At 52.3% G+C, this 20,136-nt stretch carries 20 protein-coding genes; 7 read left to right on the top strand and 13 right to left on the bottom strand.

Going from position 1 to position 20,136, the window contains the following annotated elements; genetic code table 11:
* Positions 1-1,410 (bottom strand): PTS fructose transporter subunit IIC, encoded by a 1,410-nt coding sequence (locus SK34_RS20420; protein ID WP_071593166.1) that lies wholly within the window; start codon positions 1,408-1,410, stop codon positions 1-3.
* A gap of 180 nt (positions 1,411-1,590) precedes the next feature.
* On the opposite strand from SK34_RS20420, the gene SK34_RS20415 reads away from it, so the two are divergent.
* Positions 1,591-2,250, top strand: a complete 660-nt coding sequence (locus SK34_RS20415; RefSeq protein ID WP_003839591.1) for a MurR/RpiR family transcriptional regulator — start codon at positions 1,591-1,593, stop codon at positions 2,248-2,250.
* A gap of 4 nt (positions 2,251-2,254) precedes the next feature.
* Here SK34_RS20415 and SK34_RS20410 read toward each other — a convergent pair whose 3' ends face one another.
* From SK34_RS20410 to treR, 4 genes are all read right to left on the bottom strand, one after another.
* Entirely contained in the window at positions 2,255-2,998 is a 744-nt protein-coding gene (locus SK34_RS20410) for an oligogalacturonate-specific porin KdgM family protein (RefSeq protein WP_003839593.1), read from the bottom strand.
* A gap of 161 nt (positions 2,999-3,159) precedes the next feature.
* Entirely contained in the window at positions 3,160-4,812 is a 1,653-nt protein-coding gene (gene treC, locus SK34_RS20405; protein ID WP_048234077.1) for an alpha,alpha-phosphotrehalase, read from the bottom strand.
* 49 nt (positions 4,813-4,861) lie between these two features.
* Complete coding sequence (gene treB / locus SK34_RS20400) at positions 4,862-6,280, bottom strand: PTS trehalose transporter subunit IIBC (RefSeq protein WP_044713092.1); 1,419 nt, start codon at positions 6,278-6,280, stop codon at positions 4,862-4,864.
* A 156-nt stretch (positions 6,281-6,436) separates the two neighbouring features.
* Positions 6,437-7,384 carry a trehalose operon repressor TreR gene (gene treR, locus SK34_RS20395; protein ID WP_003025788.1) on the bottom strand — a complete coding sequence of 316 codons (948 nt, stop codon included), beginning with the start codon at positions 7,382-7,384 and terminating at the stop codon, positions 6,437-6,439.
* A gap of 11 nt (positions 7,385-7,395) precedes the next feature.
* On the opposite strand from treR, the gene mgtL reads away from it, so the two are divergent.
* The 5 genes from mgtL to SK34_RS20375 all read left to right on the top strand — a co-directional run bounded on the left by mgtL (position 7,396) and on the right by SK34_RS20375 (position 13,727).
* Complete coding sequence (gene mgtL / locus SK34_RS25230; protein WP_099975506.1) at positions 7,396-7,629, top strand: mgtA regulatory leader peptide MgtL; 234 nt, start codon at positions 7,396-7,398, stop codon at positions 7,627-7,629.
* 144 nt (positions 7,630-7,773) lie between these two features.
* The gene (mgtA, locus tag SK34_RS20390; protein ID WP_048234075.1) at positions 7,774-10,482 is read left to right on the top strand and encodes a magnesium-translocating P-type ATPase; all 2,709 of its coding nucleotides are present in this window, start codon (positions 7,774-7,776) and stop codon (positions 10,480-10,482) included.
* 378 nt (positions 10,483-10,860) lie between these two features.
* Positions 10,861-11,838: a TRAP transporter substrate-binding protein gene (locus SK34_RS20385; RefSeq protein ID WP_003839604.1), complete on the top strand. Its 978-nt coding sequence runs from the start codon at positions 10,861-10,863 to the stop codon at positions 11,836-11,838.
* A gap of 62 nt (positions 11,839-11,900) precedes the next feature.
* Positions 11,901-12,410, top strand: a complete 510-nt coding sequence (locus tag SK34_RS20380) for a TRAP transporter small permease (protein WP_003839606.1) — start codon at positions 11,901-11,903, stop codon at positions 12,408-12,410.
* Between the two features lie 30 nt (positions 12,411-12,440).
* Positions 12,441-13,727: a TRAP transporter large permease gene (locus SK34_RS20375; RefSeq protein WP_003839607.1), complete on the top strand. Its 1,287-nt coding sequence runs from the start codon at positions 12,441-12,443 to the stop codon at positions 13,725-13,727.
* Positions 13,728-13,818: 91 nt separating this feature from the next.
* On the opposite strand, the gene ridA is transcribed toward SK34_RS20375, so the two are convergent.
* From ridA to pyrL, 4 genes are all read right to left on the bottom strand, one after another.
* On the bottom strand, positions 13,819-14,205 hold the full coding sequence (gene ridA / locus SK34_RS20370; RefSeq protein ID WP_000047544.1) for a 2-iminobutanoate/2-iminopropanoate deaminase: 387 nt from the start codon (positions 14,203-14,205) through the stop codon (positions 13,819-13,821).
* A 200-nt stretch (positions 14,206-14,405) separates the two neighbouring features.
* Entirely contained in the window at positions 14,406-14,867 is a 462-nt protein-coding gene (pyrI, locus tag SK34_RS20365) for an aspartate carbamoyltransferase regulatory subunit (protein ID WP_003025816.1), read from the bottom strand.
* 13 nt (positions 14,868-14,880) lie between these two features.
* Positions 14,881-15,816: an aspartate carbamoyltransferase gene (gene pyrB, locus SK34_RS20360; RefSeq protein ID WP_048234073.1), complete on the bottom strand. Its 936-nt coding sequence runs from the start codon at positions 15,814-15,816 to the stop codon at positions 14,881-14,883.
* Between the two features lie 36 nt (positions 15,817-15,852).
* Complete coding sequence (gene pyrL / locus SK34_RS24270) at positions 15,853-15,954, bottom strand: pyr operon leader peptide (RefSeq protein WP_003025819.1); 102 nt, start codon at positions 15,952-15,954, stop codon at positions 15,853-15,855.
* Here pyrL and SK34_RS24750 point away from each other — a divergent pair.
* Complete coding sequence (locus tag SK34_RS24750) at positions 15,934-16,056, top strand: hypothetical protein (RefSeq protein ID WP_085951582.1); 123 nt, start codon at positions 15,934-15,936, stop codon at positions 16,054-16,056. The two genes, pyrL and SK34_RS24750, sit on opposite strands and share 21 nt — an antisense overlap.
* Here SK34_RS24750 and SK34_RS20355 read toward each other — a convergent pair.
* The 4 genes from SK34_RS20355 to arcC form a co-directional block, all read right to left on the bottom strand.
* Entirely contained in the window at positions 16,053-16,532 is a 480-nt protein-coding gene (locus SK34_RS20355) for an arginine repressor (protein WP_003839609.1), read from the bottom strand. The two genes, SK34_RS24750 and SK34_RS20355, sit on opposite strands and share 4 nt — an antisense overlap.
* A 144-nt stretch (positions 16,533-16,676) precedes the next feature.
* Positions 16,677-18,080: a YfcC family protein gene (locus tag SK34_RS20350; protein WP_003839611.1), complete on the bottom strand. Its 1,404-nt coding sequence runs from the start codon at positions 18,078-18,080 to the stop codon at positions 16,677-16,679.
* 55 nt (positions 18,081-18,135) lie between these two features.
* Positions 18,136-19,140 carry an ornithine carbamoyltransferase gene (gene argF, locus SK34_RS20345; RefSeq protein ID WP_003025826.1) on the bottom strand — a complete coding sequence of 335 codons (1,005 nt, stop codon included), beginning with the start codon at positions 19,138-19,140 and terminating at the stop codon, positions 18,136-18,138.
* Positions 19,141-19,197: 57 nt separating this feature from the next.
* Positions 19,198-20,130, bottom strand: coding sequence for a carbamate kinase (gene arcC, locus SK34_RS20340; RefSeq protein ID WP_048234071.1), 933 nt, complete (start codon positions 20,128-20,130; stop codon positions 19,198-19,200).
* Positions 20,131-20,136: the final 6 nt, after the last annotated feature.

Raw genomic sequence — 20,136 nt, 5'->3', positions numbered from 1 at the left:
TTACTTTCCTGAATTTGTTGCCAGTTTCGGGCTGAAGAAAAGTACGCCCAACGCGCACACCAGAGAGCCTGCGAAAACGCTTACCAGATAGCCGGTGACGTTGGTGGCGAGCGGCCATCCCCAAACGGCAGGTAGCGGTAAGGATTGTTTGACACCTAACGTTGTGGCGATGAATGCGCCAGACATTGCGCCGACCATAAAGACGGGGATCAGACGCGGGTTTTTCAGAATAAAGGGGATCGCGCCTTCGGAAATGCCAATGAATCCCAGCAGTAGTGAGGTACTACCGATAGTTTTTTCTTCATTATTGAACACATCAGGAAGACCGAAGCGGTTATTGAGCAATGCAGCAATGCCGACGCCGATTGAAGGGATGACGATAGCCAGTTCTCTGGCTGTCAAATCGAAGGTATCGCTCACGCCGTTAAGTCCCAGCGCCACCGACCCCGCAGCTTTGTTAATTGGCCCGCCGAGGTCGAAAGCGGTACCTGCTGCGATCATCAGCGAGTAAAAGCTGCGCCCGGATTCTCCGGCGGAAGTAAAAAAGGCCACCATCGCCTGATTCAGCGCGCCAAAAATGGGGTTAATCAGATACTGCATCACAATAACCAGTGTAATACCGGTACACAGCGGCACGATCAGCATGGTTTTTATGGTGGTGATTTGCTGACGTACTTTTATTGTATCGTTGAGCCATTGCACCAGATGACCGACAAAAAAGCCGATGGCGATTGCGCCAAAGAATCCCGAGGGCATAAAACCTTCGAGATTAAAAAAGCGCTTGTAGACTTCGTCAGACATAATTCCGCCGATAAGACCAGGTATCAGTGCGGGTTTCCCGGCAATTGAAAAGGCGAGGTACATGGCAAATACCGGGTACATAAACTTGATGACCATAAAGCCCAGTTTATCCAGCACCTCGAACGGCGTTCCGGCGATGGGAATAAATTGCCCGGTTATTTTCGCCACCGCCATAAGTAATCCACCGAGAACGACAACAGGCAGCATATAGCTGATTGCTGCCATAATATGGCCAATAAATATCTGCCATGCGGAACGATGCTCTTCGGGTTCGTCAGTTATTTGGGTGGAGCCTTTGCTCAAGGCTAGCGCCTGGCGAATATAGCGCTCGGTATTCTTAATCAGTTCCTGGGTACGAATTTTAAGATGTAGCGTGTTTGCGAATCGTTCAGCATCCTGGATAGGAACGTCCGTTGCCAGTATGACAGCGTCAGCGCTGGCGATATCTTGCCGGGAAAGCTTATTTTTGACCCCATCGCTTCCTTGTGTTTCTACCTTAACGTCAAAGCCATTTTCTTTCGCCCAGGTGACAATTTTGTTGGCCGCCATAAATGTATGGGCGATACCTGTAGGGCACGCCGTTACTGCAACAATTTTTAGTTTTGTCATTGTAAAATCTCTAAAAATAGGACTGCGGAAATTATAAAGAGAAATAAAAGAACCATTAAACGTTTGGTGATACTAATTGCGTATGGGCATACCTGTATCCTGATAGTGTGATTCGCATTGCAGTGTCAGGTATAAGATACGAGTATGATTATTCTATCTTTAGTTAAAGAGTGCTGTTTTATGAATTCTTTTCAAGGTAGTGAAAGATTAATATTCGAATATATACAGTGCCATGCACATGAAATTTCTGATATTTCCGCTAAAGTGATTGCGACCGAGACCTTCACGACGACGACGTCGGTGAATCGGGTGTGTAAGAAAATGGGGTATCAGAGTTATACCGAACTGCGTTATAAATTTTCACGAGACAGACGTGTTGCCGAACCGGTAAAATATAGTGTTGGCAACGAAAAAACAGAACTAATTATACAATTATGTAACCTGCTGAGTAATTCAAGTCATATATTTTTATATTCACGTGGTGCATCGCTGACCAGTTTGAATTACCTTTCTCGCTTTCTTTCACTGGCGAGTTTACCCCATTTAATTCTCAATGATATTCATCAGCTTACCCGGGTCTCGCGAGGAACGCTGGTGCTGATCAGTAAATCGGGAGAAACCGCTTCTTTAGTTGAGATGGCAAGAAATGCTTTGCGAAAAGGGCTAAAAATAATTGCGATTACCAGGAGAGAATCGTCGTTAGCGGCGCTGGCTACGCTGTGTTGGCCCCTGGACATTGATATCGATGCGATTTCCTTGTACCAACGGGAAGGTCAACTGGAGTTGTTGACCGTTGTTGACCGCATCGGTTGCTATTTGTTGCAACACGATGCGGCGTAAAACATCAGAGTTGCTTAACGATACCCAGACGCACGGCGTAATCATTTTCATGATTTCCGTGGTCATTGATGTAGGTTTTATCAAGAGACACTAGCTCAACATACGGGGTCCAGCCATCGTCCAGTTTATAATTGAACGCCACGGTATGCTCCCAATACGTATCATCACCCGTTCCCTGGTCGACACCATCCTGCCAGCGGAAGCGGGGATTATAAGACATGCCAAACTTGCCGATATTATAGGCAAACCAGATATCGAACTGGTGAGATTGACGGCGAGTGTAACCGCTGCCGTCTAATTCTCTGTCACTGTGTGAGTCATTTACGGTGTTATAGCGATAACGCGCGGAGAGATTAAGTCCATTATCAAAAGACTTCCATCCCTGAATAAAGGGACGGTAATGCGTGTTGCTGGTGGTAAATACAGTAACCATCCCCGGCGCAATTGCATAACCATCGCCTAAATCAAAACGCCAGCGTGTTTCTATTTCTTGAGCGGCTTCAGTGACACCTTTATCATCGGGGTCGTTACGATCGGTATCGCCAAAAAATGTGTCATTGTGATTTTGTGCAGCCTCAACGGAAAAATAAAATCCATTATCGGCCTGGTGCATGACTTTAATACGTGAGTCATTAACGTCAGAGTTGGTGTTATGACCAAAGCGTAAATCAACAGCAGTATTTCCACACCATCCCTGGCTGCTAATCAGTAATGCTGAAAGAGAACATGTTCTAATAAGATTTTTCATAATATCCTGCCGGGTTATATAATAAGAGGCAGGGGTATTTTTGTTTTATTCTCCAGCGCTTGTAAATTTTATCATGGTACATTTCAGGTATCGCTATACGTCACTCCTGAATTGAATAATAAAAGATACGGATAAAGATGCTTATCCGTATCTTTGCGGCGTTACTTCTGCAACCACCAGACGGCCTCAAAAGGACGTAGTGTCATGTCCCCAGGTTGGCTGGCGACCTCGGCATAGTTGTGCATCAGCACCTGCCAGTTTCCATCGGCCTGGACTGGCTGCCAGTTCTGGAAGGTATCGCTCAGATTAGCAATGACCAGCAGCCGCTGCCCTTGCCACTCGCGTTGGTAACACCACAGATGTGGGCTGTCCGGTAACAGATCCTGATAGTTGCCCCAGGTAATAACTGGCTCCGCTTTGCGCAATGCGATCAGTTTCTGATAGGTGTAGAACACCGAGTCGGTATCGTTCAGTGCTGCAACCACGTTGATCTCCGCCGCGTTGTCACACAGATTGATCCATGGCTCGCCCTCGGTAAAGCCCGCGTGTTGGCTGGCATCCCACTGCATCGGCGTGCGGCTGTTATCGCGGGATTTACTGGCGAGGATCGCCAGCAGTTCGTCGGCATCCCGCCCCTGACCGTTCAGTTCGGCAAACATGTTATGGCTTTCCACATCGCGATAATCGGTAATCTGGCTGAAGTGCGGGTTGGTCATGCCGATCTCTTCACCCTGGTAGATATAGGGCGTGCCCTGCATGCCATGCAGCACCATCGCCAGCATTTTGGCCGACGGAATGCGGTATTTACCTTCATCGCCAAAACGCGACACGATGCGCGGCTGATCGTGGTTACACCAGAACAGCGCGTTCCAGGCCTGATTGTGCATGCCTTGCTGCCAGTGACGGAACAGGGTTTTCAGCGCGACATAATCGGGTTTGGCTAACGTCCACTTCTCACCGTTGGGGTAATCCACTTTCAGGTGGTGAAAGTTAAAGGTCATCGACAGTTCGCTGCCATCGAGCGCGGCGTACTGCTGGCAATTTTCCAGTGTGGTGGAAGACATCTCGCCCACCGTCATCAGGCCGCGTGGCGTGAAGACGTCGCGGTTCATCTCGCGTAAAAACGCATGCGCGCGCGGGCCGTCGGTATAAAAACGCCGCCCATCGCCGTCGGGATCGTGCGGGAAGTCCTGATCTTTAGAGATAAGATTCACCACGTCGAGGCGTAATCCGTCCACGCCGCGATCGGCCCAGAACTCACAGACTTTTTTTAGCTCGGCGCGTACCGCCGGATTTTCCCAGTTCAGATCGGCCTGCTCCGGAGCAAAGAGGTGCAGATAGTACTGCTCGCTTTCGGCGTGCCAGCCCCAGGCGTTACCGCCAAATTTGGAACGCCAGTTATTCGGCGGGCTGTCTGGCGTGCCGTCGCGCCAGAGATAAAACTGACGATACGGGCTGTCTTTATCCAGCGCTTCACGAAACCAGGCGTGCTGGGTTGAGGTGTGGTTAAACACCATATCGAGAATAATACGGATGCCGCGCGCTTTCGCCTGCGCCACCAGTTCGTCAAAATCTTCCAGCGTACCGTAGGCCGGATCGACAGACAGGTAATCCGCGACGTCGTAGCCGTTATCAACCTGCGGCGAAATATAGAACGGCGTCAGCCAGATGGCATCAACGCCCAGTTTTTGCAGATAGTCGAGACGCTGCGTCACGCCGCGTAAATCGCCGGTGCCGCTGCCGGTAGTGTCCTGAAAACTCTTGGGGTAAACCTGATAGATAACGCCGTTTTGCCGCCAGTGGGGAATATTCATGGTTGTTTCCTGGAAATACGCTGGGGCGCAACTGCGCCCCGAAGAAAAGTTAGATAATTTGTAATGTGCCCAGACGGTATTTACGCTGGTAAACAAATGAGGTCAGTATCATTGGGATAACAATCGCAATGACCATCGCCATGCCAAATACCTGCCAATAAGTCGGCTGGATGGAGAGGATGCCCGGCAAACCGCCGACGCCAATCCCGTTTGCCAGCACACCGTTCAGGCCGCACAGCAGTCCGGCGAGACCGGAGCCGATCATCGCGCACAGCATCGGGAAGCGGTATTTCAGGTTGATCCCGTACATTGCTGGTTCAGTTACTCCAAGATAAGCAGAGATCGCGGCAGGAACGGAGATTTCACGTTCGTTGTGCTTGCGACTGGAGATAATGATCCCGACCACCGCAGAAGCCTGAGCGATATTCGACAGTGCGATCAGTGGCCATACCGGCGTGCCGCCCATGCTCTGAATCATCTGCATGTCGATAGCCAGCGTGGTCTGATGCACACCGGTGATCACCAGCGGGGCGTACAGGAAGCCGAACAGGGCCGCGCCAATCGGAGCAAAACTGCCGGTCAGCAGATGGCGGACCGCAAACGCGACACCGTCGCCGATCATGCGGCCAAACGGACCGATAAAGGCGTGCGCAAGGAATACCGCAAGGATCAGCGAACACACCGGGACGATCACCAGATACAGGTAATCCGGCACGATGCGCTTCATGCGTGTTTCAATAAACCCGAGCGCCAGCCCGGCCAACAATGCCGGAATGACCTGCGCCTGGTAGCCTACTTTCTCAATGCTGAACAGGCCGAAGTTCCACACTTCCGGTGCCTGCTGACCGAGCAAATAAGCGTTCATTAACTGCGGTGAAACCAGGGTTACGCCCAGCACAATACCGAGGATCGGCGTACCGCCCATTTTCTTCACCGCCGACCAGCAGATTCCGACCGGCAAATAGAAGAAGATCGCCTCGCCAATCAGCCACAGGAAGTCGTAAAGGGTTTTCAGCGAAGGATGCATCTGCGCCAGCGTCTGGCCATTGCTCATCGGCAGATCGCCGATCACGTTACGGAAGCCTAAGATCAAGCCGCCGCTAATCAGCGCGGGCAGCAGCGGGAAGAAGATCTCCGCAAAATGAGAAATCAGCTGTTCATGCCATTTCATATTCTGCCGCGCCGCTTTTTTCGCCTGCTCTTTGTCGGCGCTGGCTTGTCCGGTAGTTGCCAGCAGTGCTTTGTAGTAATCACCTACCTCGGTGCCAATCACCACCTGAAATTGCCCGGCGTTGGTGAAGCAGCCTTTGACCATCGGCAACTGTTCGATATCTTTCGGCCTGGCGTTCGCAGGCTGATTCAGCACAAAACGCAGGCGAGTAATGCAGTGACTTACCGTGGCGATATTGTCGCGCCCGCCTACCAGCTCAATCAGCCGGTCGATGTCTGCTTGTTTTATTTTGCTCATGATGACGTGTGTTCCCCGTAGGCCGGATAAGACGCGTTAGGTCGCCATCCGGCAACTCTCGCGTTGTTGGCGCCAGAGTATATCGTCGATGAATATTTAAAAATGGGAACGTTCCCGAAACGCAGCGAAGATCACAAATTAACGCTCAGAAAGCGGTCAGGAGAGGGTGGAAGGAATAACGATTTGTCGTGGTTCGCTGCGGCCGTTGATCTGCTCGATCAGCTGTGAGGCCGCTTGTCGCCCGGCTTCGGCGTATCCTGGGTCGACGGTGATAATTTCCGGATGGAGGAATTTCATCAGCGGCGTGCTGCCCACGCTCGCCAACTGCAGGTTCTCAATTCGCTGCTCCTGCAGGTATTTGCTGACCCCAAGGGCGAGGGTGTCCGTCGCGCAGACTAATGCGGTGGTTTCCGGGGTGATGACACTGGCGGCCTGCTCATAGCCCTGCTTCATGGCCAGACCCGGCAGCGCGGCAACCGGATGCAGTTTGTGTTTCTTACAGAATGCCAGATAAGCTTCATGGCGGCGCTTACCGGTGGTCACGTCGCTATGAGGAACGCCAAGAAAGCTAATATGGCGATGCTCGCGTTCATATAAACGCTGCATCAGGGTGCGAATGGCACCCTCATCGTCATAGCAGACCGAGGCAAAGCCTTTGGCATCTCTTGCCAGCAGCACCAGCGAATCCTGCCAGGTGGTGAGCATGGATTCAGTAATGCCGGTAAAACCAAACAGCACCACGCCGTCAATATTACGGCGTCGGAGCATGCCGAGATGTTCTTCAACCAGTTCGGGTGAGAACTGGCTTTCCATCATGATCGGATCGTAACCCTGTTCATAAAAGGCGGGCAGCATGGTCTGCACGGCGAGATTTTCCGAAAGCGAGTCCAGACGCGTGACGATAATCGCCACTACCTTGTCGCTTTGCCCACGCATGGCGCGTGCGGAGCGGGAAGGGGAAAAACCGTGCTGATTCATCACCGCTTCAACGCGCTCGCGGGTGCGTTCACTCACGCCGCTTTCATTGTTGAGCACACGGGAAACGGTTGATTTTCCCACACCGCTTAAGCGGGCGATGTCTTTAATGGTCAGCCGATTTTGCATCCTGTTTTCCCATGTTGCGTGTGAAGTTATGCCAAATAGAGAATAACTTTACTCAAGCGCAGTGCAATGGGCAAAGTCTGGTATACATTTGGTTTAGTTTCCGTGCTGTATCATACCGCCATAATTGCCACAAACCTTATGGTTTTCTGCGTATAATCCGCAGCGCAAATCTTTCACTTACCGGAGGCTATATGGATCCCGATCCCACCCCTCTCCCGAGACGGAGAAACAACCCTTTCCGGTAAGCCTGTCTTTCACTGTCTTACCGGATGCGTAAGACAGTGACGTTCTGACGTCCCTGTTACGATTTTGAGATTGCCATCAGGCAAGGCTTTGCCACGCCTGAAGGATTTACTGCGCCTGTTTATACTGGTGCAGGGGGACTGCCTATGTTCAAAAATATTACTCGCCAGCTATTTGCCCGGCTAAACCGCCATCTACCGCATCGTCTGGTGCATCGCGATCCGCTACCCAATGCGCAGACCGTTGCCAGCACGCCGATCCCACCCTCGCTGAGCGAACATTGCCTGAAAATGGCGCTGATGGACGAAGCAGCGCTGTGGAAAACGTTCGGCGCGCACCCAGAAGGGTTGAACGCCGCAGAAGTCGAGAAAGCTCGCGAAATCCATGGCGAAAACCAGTTGCCGGCGCAGAAGCCGTCGCCCTGGTGGGTGCATCTGTGGGTCTGCTACCGCAACCCGTTTAATATTCTGCTGACCATCCTTGGTGCGATTTCCTATGCCACTGAGGATCTGTTCGCTGCCGGCGTCATCGCGCTGATGGTCGCCATCTCGACGCTGCTGAATTTTGTGCAGGAGGCACGTTCCACCAAAGCGGCGGATGCGTTGAAAGCGATGGTCAGCAACACCGCCACGGTGCTGCGCGTTATCAACGAGAAAGGGGAGAACGGTTGGGTTGAACTGCCGATCGATCAGTTGGTTCCTGGCGATATTATCAAACTGGCGGCAGGGGATATGATCCCGGCCGATCTGCGCGTGGTACAGGCTCGTGACCTGTTCGTGGCTCAGGCTTCGCTGACCGGTGAATCGCTGCCGGTAGAGAAAGTTGCAACCAGCCGCGACCCGCAGCAAAGCAACCCGCTGGAATGCGATACCCTGTGCTTTATGGGCACCAATGTGGTGAGCGGCACGGCACAGGCCATCGTGATTGCGACTGGGGCCAATACCTGGTTCGGGCAACTGGCGGGCCGCGTCAGCGAGCAGGAAAGCGAGCAGAATGCCTTCCAGAAAGGGATCAGCCGCGTCAGCATGCTGCTGATCCGCTTTATGCTGGTGATGGCGCCGATTGTGCTTATCATTAATGGCTACACCAAAGGTGACTGGTGGGAAGCGGCGCTGTTTGCGCTGTCTGTGGCGGTGGGACTGACTCCAGAAATGCTGCCGATGATCGTCACCTCGACGCTGGCGCGTGGGGCGGTGAAGCTGTCAAAACAAAAGGTCATCGTTAAACACCTCGACGCTATCCAGAACTTTGGCGCGATGGATATTCTGTGCACCGATAAAACCGGCACGCTGACACAAGATAAAATAGTGCTGGAGAATCATACTGATATATCTGGAAAGCCCAGCGAACACGTCCTGCATTCTGCGTGGCTGAACAGCCACTACCAGACCGGGCTGAAGAATCTGCTGGATACGGCAGTGCTGGAAGGCGTGGACGAAGAATCCGCCCGTCGGCTCTCTACCCGCTGGCAAAAAATCGATGAGATCCCGTTTGATTTCGAACGTCGCCGCATGTCGGTGGTGGTGGCAGAAGAAACCGATGTGCACCAGTTGGTCTGTAAAGGCGCGCTGCAGGAGATCCTCAGCGTGTGTACCCAGGTGCGTCACAACGGCGAGATAGTCCCGTTAGATGACAACATGCTGCGTCGGGTGAAACGCGTCACGGACACGCTGAACCGCCAGGGGCTGCGCGTGGTGGCGGTGGCGACGAAATACCTGCCAGCGCGTGAAGGTGATTACCAGCGTATTGACGAATCCGATCTGATCCTCGAAGGCTATATCGCGTTCCTCGATCCGCCGAAAGAGACCACCGCACCGGCGCTTAAGGCGCTGAAAGCCAGCGGTATTACGGTGAAAATTCTGACGGGCGATAGCGAGCTGGTGGCGGCGAAAGTGTGTCATGAAGTGGGGCTGGATGCGGGCGATGTGGTGATCGGCAGCAGCATTGAGGGGTTAAGCGATGACGAACTGGCAACGCTTGCTCAGCGCACCACGCTGTTTGCCCGCCTGACACCAATGCACAAAGAGCGTATTGTCACGCTGCTCAAGCGCGAAGGTCATGTGGTCGGCTTTATGGGGGATGGCATTAACGACGCCCCGGCGCTGCGCGCGGCGGACATTGGTATCTCCGTTGACGGCGCGGTTGATATTGCCCGTGAAGCGGCTGATATCATCCTGCTGGAAAAGAGCCTGATGGTGCTGGAAGAAGGGGTAATCGAAGGACGCCGTACCTTCTCTAACATGCTGAAGTACATCAAAATGACGGCCAGTTCTAACTTCGGTAATGTGTTTAGCGTGCTGGTGGCGAGCGCCTTCTTACCGTTCCTGCCGATGTTGCCGTTGCACTTACTGATTCAGAACCTGCTGTATGATGTATCCCAGGTGGCGATTCCGTTTGATAACGTTGATGAAGAGCAGATCAAAAAGCCGCAGCGCTGGAATCCCGCCGAGTTGGGCCGCTTTATGATCTTCTTTGGACCGATCAGCTCTATCTTTGACATTCTGACTTTCTGCCTGATGTGGTTCGTCTTCCATGCCAATACACCTGAACATCAGACATTGTTCCAGTCTGGCTGGTTTGTGGTGGGCCTGCTGTCGCAAACGCTGATTGTGCATATGATCCGTACCCGTCGCGTGCCGTTTATCCAAAGCCGCGCCGCATGGCCGCTGATGCTGATGACGCTGGTGGTAATGGTGGTGGGCATTGCATTACCGTTCTCGCCGCTGGCCAGCTATCTGCAATTGCAGGCGCTGCCGCTGAGCTACTTCCCGTGGCTGATTGCAATTCTGGCGGGTTACATGACATTAACCCAGCTTGTGAAAGGTTTTTATAGCCGCCGCTACGGCTGGCAGTAATCCTCAACTTCTCTTCTGCAGGATGGTGTTAATACCATCCTGCATTTCTCTTTTTCATTCGAAAGATATTCTCCCGAAATATTGGTGTTTTATTTTTATTGAAATACTAACGCGGGTTGTTAGTATCAAATCGCCTTTCTTGCGTTGTTTTTTTATCAATAAAACGATCTGCATTTCAAAAATGAAACAGCGTGCTAAAAAATTTAACTGCCTGCGATTTTTTGTGAACGTAGTCATCGAAATAAATTGTTACACCAGTTAGTCTGCGCAGGTAACGTCGTTAAGAAAGTTTCTCGCTGCCCGTTTTTAATTCCGGCAGTCATTTGCTCTGCAAGCTATTCCTGTTAATGGATATTATGAACTTCTGGAGAAGGACAAATGAAACTGACAAAAAACCTGTTAAGTCTGTGTATTGGCGCGTCTGTATTACTGGCGAGTCATGCAACGCTGGCACAAACCTTTCGCGCCGCAGATGTGCATCCGGCTGATTACCCGAACGTTGTTGCCGTGAAACATATGGGGGAAAAACTTAGCGCCGCCACCGAAGGTCGTCTGGAGATTAAAACCTTTCCCGGTGGTGTGTTAGGCGACGAAAAACAGATGATTGAGCAGGCACAATTAGGCGCTATCGATATTATTCGTGTCTCAATGACGCCAGTCGCCGCTATTCTCCCTGAAATTAACGTGTTTACCCTGCCATATATTTTCCGTGATGAAGACCATCTGCATAAGGTTCTCGACGGCATGATTGGTCAGGAGATTGGCGACCGCCTGACGGCCAACGCCAAATCGCGGCTGGTGTTCCTCGGCTGGATGGATGCCGGAACGCGCAACCTGATCACCAAAAATCCAGTGGTGAAACCGGAAGATTTACACGGTATGAAAATCCGTGTTCAAGGGAGTCCGATAGCGCTGGATACCCTGAAAGCGATGGGCGCGAATTCCGTTGTCATGGGCGTTAGTGAAGTATTTAGCGGCATGCAGACCGGCGTTATTGATGGCACGGAAAATAACCCGCCAACGTTTGTTGCGCATAACTATTTGCCGGTCGTGAAAAACTATACCTGGAGCAAACACTTTATTATTCCTGAGCTTTTTCTGTTCTCGAAAGCCAAATGGGATAAGTTAAAAAAAGAAGACCAGGACCTCATTATTAAACTCGCCAAAGAAGCACAGGTAGAGCAACGAAAACTTTGGCAGGATTATAATGCAAAATCGCTGGAGACCATGAAAGCCAACGGCGTTCAGTTCCACGATATTGATACGGACTATTTCTATAAAGCCACGCAGTCAGTGCGGGATAATTATGGTAAAGACCACCAGGATTTGATCAAACGAATTCAGGATGTGAAGTAATTCATCAGGTGGAGGATATCAACCCTCCGCCTGAATCTTTTGATTAATTCGAGGTGATGATTATGGGTGAATGCTATTCATCGGTAATGGATTTTCTTTATCGGGTGTCAATGTGGATTGCCGGTATCGCATTATTAGTCATGGTCGCCATTATCCCCATTGGTATATTCGCGCGTTATGTTCTGAATAACGCCCTGTCATGGCCTGAACCCGTCGCTATTCTGTGTATGGTGACATTCACCTTTATTGGCGCGGCGGTGAGCTATCGTGCAGGCTCGCATATCGCGGTAAGTATGGTGATTGACCGTCTGGGTGATGCTTCCCGCCGTTATTGCTCTGTAATCGCTGACGTTATGTTAGTGGCGATAAGCCTTTTTATCCTCTGGTACGGAACCAATCTCTGTCTTGAGCTGTGGGGACAGCCCGTGGCCGAATTCCCGCTTTTAAGCGCCGGGCAAAACTACCTTCCATTGCCGATTGGCTCTGCCATAACGCTGCTGTTTATCGCAGAAAAGATTTTCCGTGGTCCACAGTACCAACGTCCCGTTGTCATGCTGGGATCGACCAGCTAGTTACCGCCCCCATTTCAGAAAGGAAAGCAGATGGATGCATTTATTCTCGTCTTTACGCTCGGCATTATGCTGGCAATTGGGGTACCGGTAGCGTACGCGGTAGGGATTAGCGCCATCATTGGCGCCTGGTACATTGATATTCCGCTGGAAGCGGTGATGATCCAACTGACCAGCGGGGTGAATAAGTTCTCCCTGCTGGCGATCCCGTTCTTTATTCTGGCCGGGGCTATTATGGCCGAAGGGGGAATTGCGCGGCGACTGGTGAACTTTGCCTATATTTTTGTTGGCTTTATTCGCGGCGGACTGTCGCTGGTAAACATTGTGGCATCAACCTTTTTTGGCGCTATTTCTGGATCGTCTGTAGCGGATACCGCATCCATTGGTTCGGTAATGATCCCGGAAATGGATAAAAAAGGTTATCCGCGCGACTTTGCCGCGGCGGTAACGGCCAGTGGTTCGGTGCAGGCGATTCTTACGCCGCCCAGCCATAACTCGGTTATTTACTCGCTGGCTACAGGCGGAACGGTGTCGATTGCCGCACTGTTCATCGCCGGGATCCTGCCGGGCCTGCTGTTAAGTTTCAGTCTGATGGTGATGTGCGTGGCTTTTGCGCACAAGCGCGGTTATCCAAAAGGGGAACGCGTACCGTTTCGCCAGGCGCTGAAGATTTTCGTCGATACGCTGTGGGGCCTGATGACGGTTGTGATCATCATGGGCGGCATCCTGTCAGGTATCTTTACCGCGACGGAATCTGCGGCGATTGCCTGCCTTTGGGCCTTCTTTGTCACCATGTTTATCTATCGTGACTATAAATGGTCTGAGCTGCCAAAGCTGATGTTCCGCACGGTGAAAACGGTCACGATCGTCATGATCCTGATAGGCTTTGCCGCTGCGTTCGGCGCCGTTATGACCTATATGCAGTTGCCGATGCGTATCACTGAAGCTTTCACCAGCATCTCGGACAACAAATACGTCATTCTGATGTGCATTAACATCATGCTGCTGCTGATCGGCACGCTGATGGATATGGCGCCGCTGATCCTGATTTTGACGCCGGTTCTGCTGCCGGTGACCAACGCGCTCGGTATTGATCCGGTCCATTTTGGCATGATCATGCTGGTGAACTTAGGGATCGGCCTGATTACGCCGCCGGTAGGGTCAGTGCTGTTTGTGGCCAGTGCGGTGAGTAAGCAGAAAATAGAACAGGTGGTAAAGGCGATGCTGCCGTTCTACCTTGTGCTATTCCTGGTGTTGATGTTGGTGACGTACATTCCGGCGATTTCGCTGTTCCTGCCGAAATTGTTTGGCGTGATGTGATAAATGCCCGGTGGCGCTCACGCTTACCGGGCCTACAAACTACGCTTGCGTAGGCCGGATAAGGCGAAGCCGCCATCCGGCACAAGGAGACTTAGCGACGAACGGCGATCGCTTCAATCTCGATTTTCACGTCTTTCGGCAGACGGGCAACTTCTACGCAAGAACGCGCCGGGAAGGTCGCGTTGTGCTCGGTGAAGAATGCTTCGTAGGTCGCGTTTACGGTGGCGAAATCGTTCAGGTCTTTAACGAAAACGGTCGTTTTTACGATGTCGCCCACTTTCAGGCCTGCTGCTTCAACGATAGCTTTTACGTTTTCCAGCGACTGACGTGCCTGAGCGGATACGTCTTCCGCTACGGCACCGGTTTTCGGATCGACCGGGATCTGACCGGAAGTGATTACCATGCTACCCAGGTCAACGCCCTGAACGTATGGGCCGATTGCTGCTGGTGCATTTTCCGTCGCGATAGTCTTGCTCATGATTTCTCCTGAATTTACAGCGGTAGTAGAATGTTCCCGCCCATTATACACGTCATCCTTCACACTGCCTCTTCGTTGGCTACGTCCTCTTACCCTGGTCACATAGTTTACTATGCTCCCAGTGATAATCGGACTTGCCGCCTCGATGCATTGCGAATGCTTATGTGTAACGGGAGCCGGGATCTCATAACCAACCCCAATTAGTTGGCCAGCACCACATAATGCGAAAACTCTTTTTCACAGTATTTGCATTTGAGTGCGATGTCATCGGCACGTTTTTTCACTGCAAAACTGGAAGAAACCGGCTCAGCATGACTGATGCAGTTGCTGTTCGGGCAAACCAGCACGTTATCGATACGCTCAGGCAGGCTCGGACGTGATTTACCCACTACGTCGTAATCGTCAATGCGGTTTACCGTTGCCTGCGGGGCGTACAGGGAGAGCTGGTTTACCTGCTCGTCGGTCAGGAACGTGTTTTCGATTTTAATCAGATCCTTACGGCCCATCTCGCCAGACGGCAGGTTCAGACCGATGGTGATACGTTGGTCGGTTTCCGTCAGTTTGAACAGCGTCAGCAGCTTAAAACCAACCTGTGCGGGAATGTGGTCAATCACGGTGCCACGTTTGATGGCTTCAACCTGCAGTTTGTTATCGTGTGTCATCTCTTTTTCTCCCTTACAGTGCCAGTTCGCTATTCAGTACCAGTGCCAGTAACGCCTGGCGGGCGAAGATGCCGTTGCCAGCCTGCTGGAAATACCAGGCGTGCGGCGTCTTATCGACGTCGGTGGTGATTTCATCGATGCGCGGCAGCGGATGCAGTACCTTCATGTTCGCTCTGGCGCCGTTCAAATCGCTGGCGCGCAGGACAAACTGTGCTTTCACGTTGGCGTATTCGGACGGGTCCAGACGCTCTTTTTGTACGCGGGTCATGTAGAGGATATCGACCTCCGCCATCACCTCTTCGATAGTGCCGTGCAGGCTCCAGGCGATACCTTTTTCGTTCAACATATCCAGAATGTATTGCGGCATGGCCAGTGCGTCCGGGGCGATGAAGTAGAAACGGTTACCTTCGAACTTCGCCAGCGCCTGGGTCAGGGAGTGGACGGTACGGCCATATTTCAGGTCACCCACCATGGCGATGGACAGATTGTCCAGGCGACCCTGAGTTTCCTGAATGGTAAACAGGTCCAGCAGCGTTTGGGTGGGATGTTGGTTGGAGCCGTCGCCTGCGTTCAGTACCGGAACGTTACCGGAGAACTCTGTAGCCAGACGTGCGGCGCCTTCCTGCGGATGACGCATGACGATGGCGTCGACATAGGTGCTGATGACGGAAATGGTATCGGCCAGGGTTTCGCCTTTTTTGCCCAGCGACGTGTTGCTGCTGTCAGAAAAACCCACCACGCTGGCGCCCAGGCGGTGCATGGAGGTTTCAAAGGATAAACGGGTGCGGGTTGACGCTTCAAAGAAGCAACTGGCGATAACCTTATGCTTTAACAGCTCCGGCTGTGGGTTAGCTTTTAATTTCGCCGCCGTCGCGAGGACCAGATTGAGGTCATCGCGGCTGAGGTCGTTTATGGAAATGATGTGTTTTTGATAGAGCGGGTTAGCCATGTTTATCTCCTGACGCCTGGGCAAAAAAAAAGCCCCTCAATTGAGGGGCTCGGAATGGGTGATCAACGGAAAGAAAAACGGCAGGCCAGCGTCCTTTTTCAGACGCGGTAAGACAAAATGTCGTACACACTGAACCATACATCCTCCCGGCAAATTGTCCGCGATTATACTCAGCTCCGTTATGGGATCAAGCGGAAAATGCACAATTTATTCACCGCAAACGGTTCTTATGAATTTTAATTCATTTTAAATAGATAGTTAATCTGCTTGTGCACCAGCCCCGTTCGCTGCACAACTCGCGGCGCAACCCAGACAATACTGCTGCCAGCGATGACACCCAGAATCTCTGGTAACGCGTGGTAATCGAGGATTCTGGCAACGGCACGGCCATAACCTGCCGCCGTGTGGATGAGGATAAATTCGCTATTGTGCTCAACGCTGACCACCATTTCAGCAATCGATCGGGCAGCATCAGGAGCGGGGCGCGACTGCGGATTTACAGAATAAATTTTTTGCCCTTTTGTATTTCTTATTTTTATAGCCCCGAGCAGTTTCAGCAGACGGGATACCGTTGACTGGCTAATTCCGGTAAAACCATGGTGTTGGAGATCGCGGCGAAGCGCTTCCTGAGAAAGGTAGCTTTTTTCGCTAATCAGGCGCTGACAAATCGCCAATTGTTTCTGCTCTTTGGTCGAGTAATCATCGAATTCCTTCATAAATACACCCTAAGTTTATCATTTGTATCAATGTGATGGCGAAATTCACCACATTTGCAGTATCAATAACGGCTCAAACGGGCGGTTGCGCAGAAAAACGAGAATGCGCTCAAAAAAGCCGTCGGGATCCGACGGCTAAAAGGGCTACAACATCGCGCCGATACTCAGGACGGCCATGTTCAGTAACGTCAAAATGAGCAGGAGCGGGGCGACCCATTTCAGGTAGCGCACGTAAGGAACACGGGCGATGGCTAACCCACCCATCACGACGGCTGAGGTGGGTGTAATCAGATTCACAATGCCGGAAGCGGATTGATACGCGGTGACGACCAGATCCCTCTGTACATGCGCGAAGTCGGCCAGCGGGGCCATAATGGGCATCGTGAGCACCGCCAGGCCAGACGAGGAAGGGACCAGGAAGGAGAGCAATACTTCCAGCCAGTAGGTTACATTGATGAAAATGGTGGTGGACAGACCGGAGACTAAATTTTCGGCGCTGTGCAAAATAGTGTGGGTGATCATGCCGTTGTCCATCACCACGACGATACCGCGTGCAATGCCGATAATCAGCGCCACGCCAAGCAGGTCCCGCGCACCGTCAATGAAGGTACTGGTGAAGGCTTCTTCACTCATGCGGGCAATCACGCCGACGATAATGGCAGAACCCAGAAAGACTGCGGATATTTCTGCCATCCACCATCCGAGTACCGCGACGCCATAAATCATTACCGCAAAGGCGGCGGCGAATATCAGCAGGATCCACTTACGCGTGGCTGTGAATTCAAGATTGGTATTGCCGCGATTGCCGAGAAAATGCGCACGGTTTTCCTCCATTTTATCCGCCACAATCGACAACTCCGGGTGATTGCGGACTTTGCGCGCATAACGCATGACCCACACCACACAGATAACATAGCCGACGACCAGCAGCAGAATGCGCATCAGCATTCCCTGGGTGAAGGGGATCCCGGCGGCGTTAGCCGCGATAACCGTTGCGAAAGGGTTGATTGTCGAGCCGAGTGTACCAATGCCTGCGCCGAGCAGAACGGTGGCGGCGGCAACCAACGGATCAAAGCGTGCGGCCATCATGACCGGAACCAGCAATGTGTAGAATGGGAGTGATTCCTCCGCCATCCCGTAAATCGTACCTCCGGCGGCGAAAAGCCCCATTAGAATGGGGATCATCCACTCCTCTTTACCGTTCAACCTGACCGTCACGCGCTCGATACCTGCGTCGATGGCGCCTGTTTTGTTTACTACGCCGAGAAACCCACCAATAATCAGGACAAACAACGCCACATCAATTGCGCCTGCGGTATAGGTTTCGTGGTTGTAAAGACCGTCAATCGGGGCCAGCAGTACAGCGGTAAAACCTTGCGGGTGCGCCTCTGTGGGGGCATAAGTACCGGCAACTGGCACTTCTTTGCCCAGAGTAGCATTCATCGCCATCTGGTATTTCCCTGCCGGGACTATCCAGGTCATAACCGCGACGAGTGCAATGAGAATAAACAGGATGGTATATGCGCTGGGAAATTTGAATTTGCCCATGATGTTCTCCGGATAGCTTGGGCATATGCCGTCAGGCGACATACGCCCGCTGGGGTTAGTCGCCGAGGGTCGCTACCATTACCGCTTTAATGGTATGCATCCGGTTCTCTGCTTCGTCGAAGACGATGGAATGAGCTGACTCAAAAACCTCTTCCGTGACTTCAAGCCCTTTCAGGCCGTAGGCCATTTCGATTTCACGTCCAACCTTTGTGTGCTCGTTATGGAAGGCGGGCAGACAGTGCATAAATTTCACATTGGGGTTACCGGTTGCGTTGATGACCCGCTGGTTAATTTGATAGGGCGTCATCAGGCTAACGCGTTCTGCCCAGGCTTCTTTGGGTTCGCCCATAGAGACCCAGACATCGGTGTAGAGGAAATCGACGTCGTATACGCCTTCCTCAACATCCTCTGTGAGCGTAATGCGTGCGCCAGTCACGCTGGCAATTTCACGGCATTCGGCAACCAGTGCCTCGTCAGGCCAGAAGGATTTAGGTGCGACCAGACGGATATCCATCCCCATTTTCGCTGCGCCAACCATCAGCGAATTACCCATGTTATTGCGGGCGTCACCGAGATAAGCGAAACTCAGTTCCGGCAAGGTTTTACCCGGCGCGTGTTCCAGCATGGTCATCAGATCCGCGAGGATCTGGGTGGGGTGAAATTCATTTGTCAGTCCATTCCAAACAGGAACTCCGGCAAATTGCCCCAGTTCCTCCACAATGTCCTGGCCGTATCCGCGATATTCAATGCCGTCGTACATGCGGCCTAGCACGCGGGCAGTATCTTTCATTGATTCTTTATGGCCGATCTGCGATCCGCTTGGGCCGAGATAGGTCACCTGCGCGCCTTGATCGAAAGCGCCGACTTCAAAGGCACAGCGGGTACGGGTTGAGGTTTTTTCGAAGATCAGCGCGATATTTTTACCGACCAGCGTCTGTCTTTCGCGCCCGGCCTTTTTTGCCGTTTTTAACTCGATAGCCAGATCGATCAGGTACTGGATTTCCGTCGGGGTGTAGTCCAGCAGTTTGAGAAAATTGCGATTTTTCAGGTTAACAGTCATGAAAATGTCCTTATGTAGGCCGGATAAGGCGAAGCCGTCATCCGGCAAAAAAAAGTCCTACGCGTTAGCGTCGGTGGTTTCGAGACGAATTAGCGTGCCTTTGTCGCCGGCGAGAATGGCCGGACCGTCGGCCAGTGAACCGATGCCAGCAATTCCCCGACAGTGAGAGACGAATTCCGCGCAGGCGGTGACTTTGGGGCCCATTGAACCGGCGTCGAATTGCATTTCACCGAGCAGTTCCGGGGTGACCTGGGACAGCGGGCGCTGGGTAGGTTTGCCCCAGTCGAGGTACACGGCATCAGCATCGGTGAGGATCAGCAACGCATCGGCATGGAGTTGGCGGGCGAGTAGGGCGGCGGAGAGATCCTTGTCGATCACCGCTTCAATGCCGTGGTAGCCATCGGCTTTTTCCACCACCGGTACGCCGCCTCCGCCGTTGCAAATCACCAGATGATCGCGGGCGATCAATGTACGAATGGCATCACTTTCAACGATACGTTTGGGTTGTGGAGAGGGCACAACGCGGCGGAATGCTTTGCCATCGGCTTTGAAAATCCAGCCCTTTTCCGCGTGTAGCGTTTTAGCCTGAGCGTCGTCGTAAATCGGTCCGATATATTTGGTCGGATTGCTGAAGGCTGGATCGCGGGCATCGACTTCAACCTGAGTCAGCAGCACACTAATTTCACGCTGTGGAAGCTGGTTTTTCAGCGCCTGTTGCAGCATATAGCCAATCATTCCCTGACTTTCCGCGCCGAGAATGTCGAGCGGATAGGGGGTGACGCTGGCATACGCACTGTTTTGCAACGCCAAAAGTCCAACCTGCGGGCCATTGCCGTGCACCAGAATTACGCGCCATTGCTGTGTGAGCTGAGCGATAGTCTTTGCCGCCAGCTCAATGTTCTTGCGCTGGATGTCAGCTTCCAGCGGCTCGCCGCGTTTGAGCAGCGCATTGCCGCCCAACGCCACAACCAGAGTAGGTTTGTTTTCCATGACTTT

The organism is Citrobacter sp. MGH104 (assembly GCF_001034485.1).
GTDB lineage: Bacteria > Pseudomonadota > Gammaproteobacteria > Enterobacterales > Enterobacteriaceae > Citrobacter > Citrobacter freundii.
The sequence above is the reverse complement of the archived record's forward strand: the minus strand, read 5'-3'. Positions and strand labels throughout refer to the sequence as shown.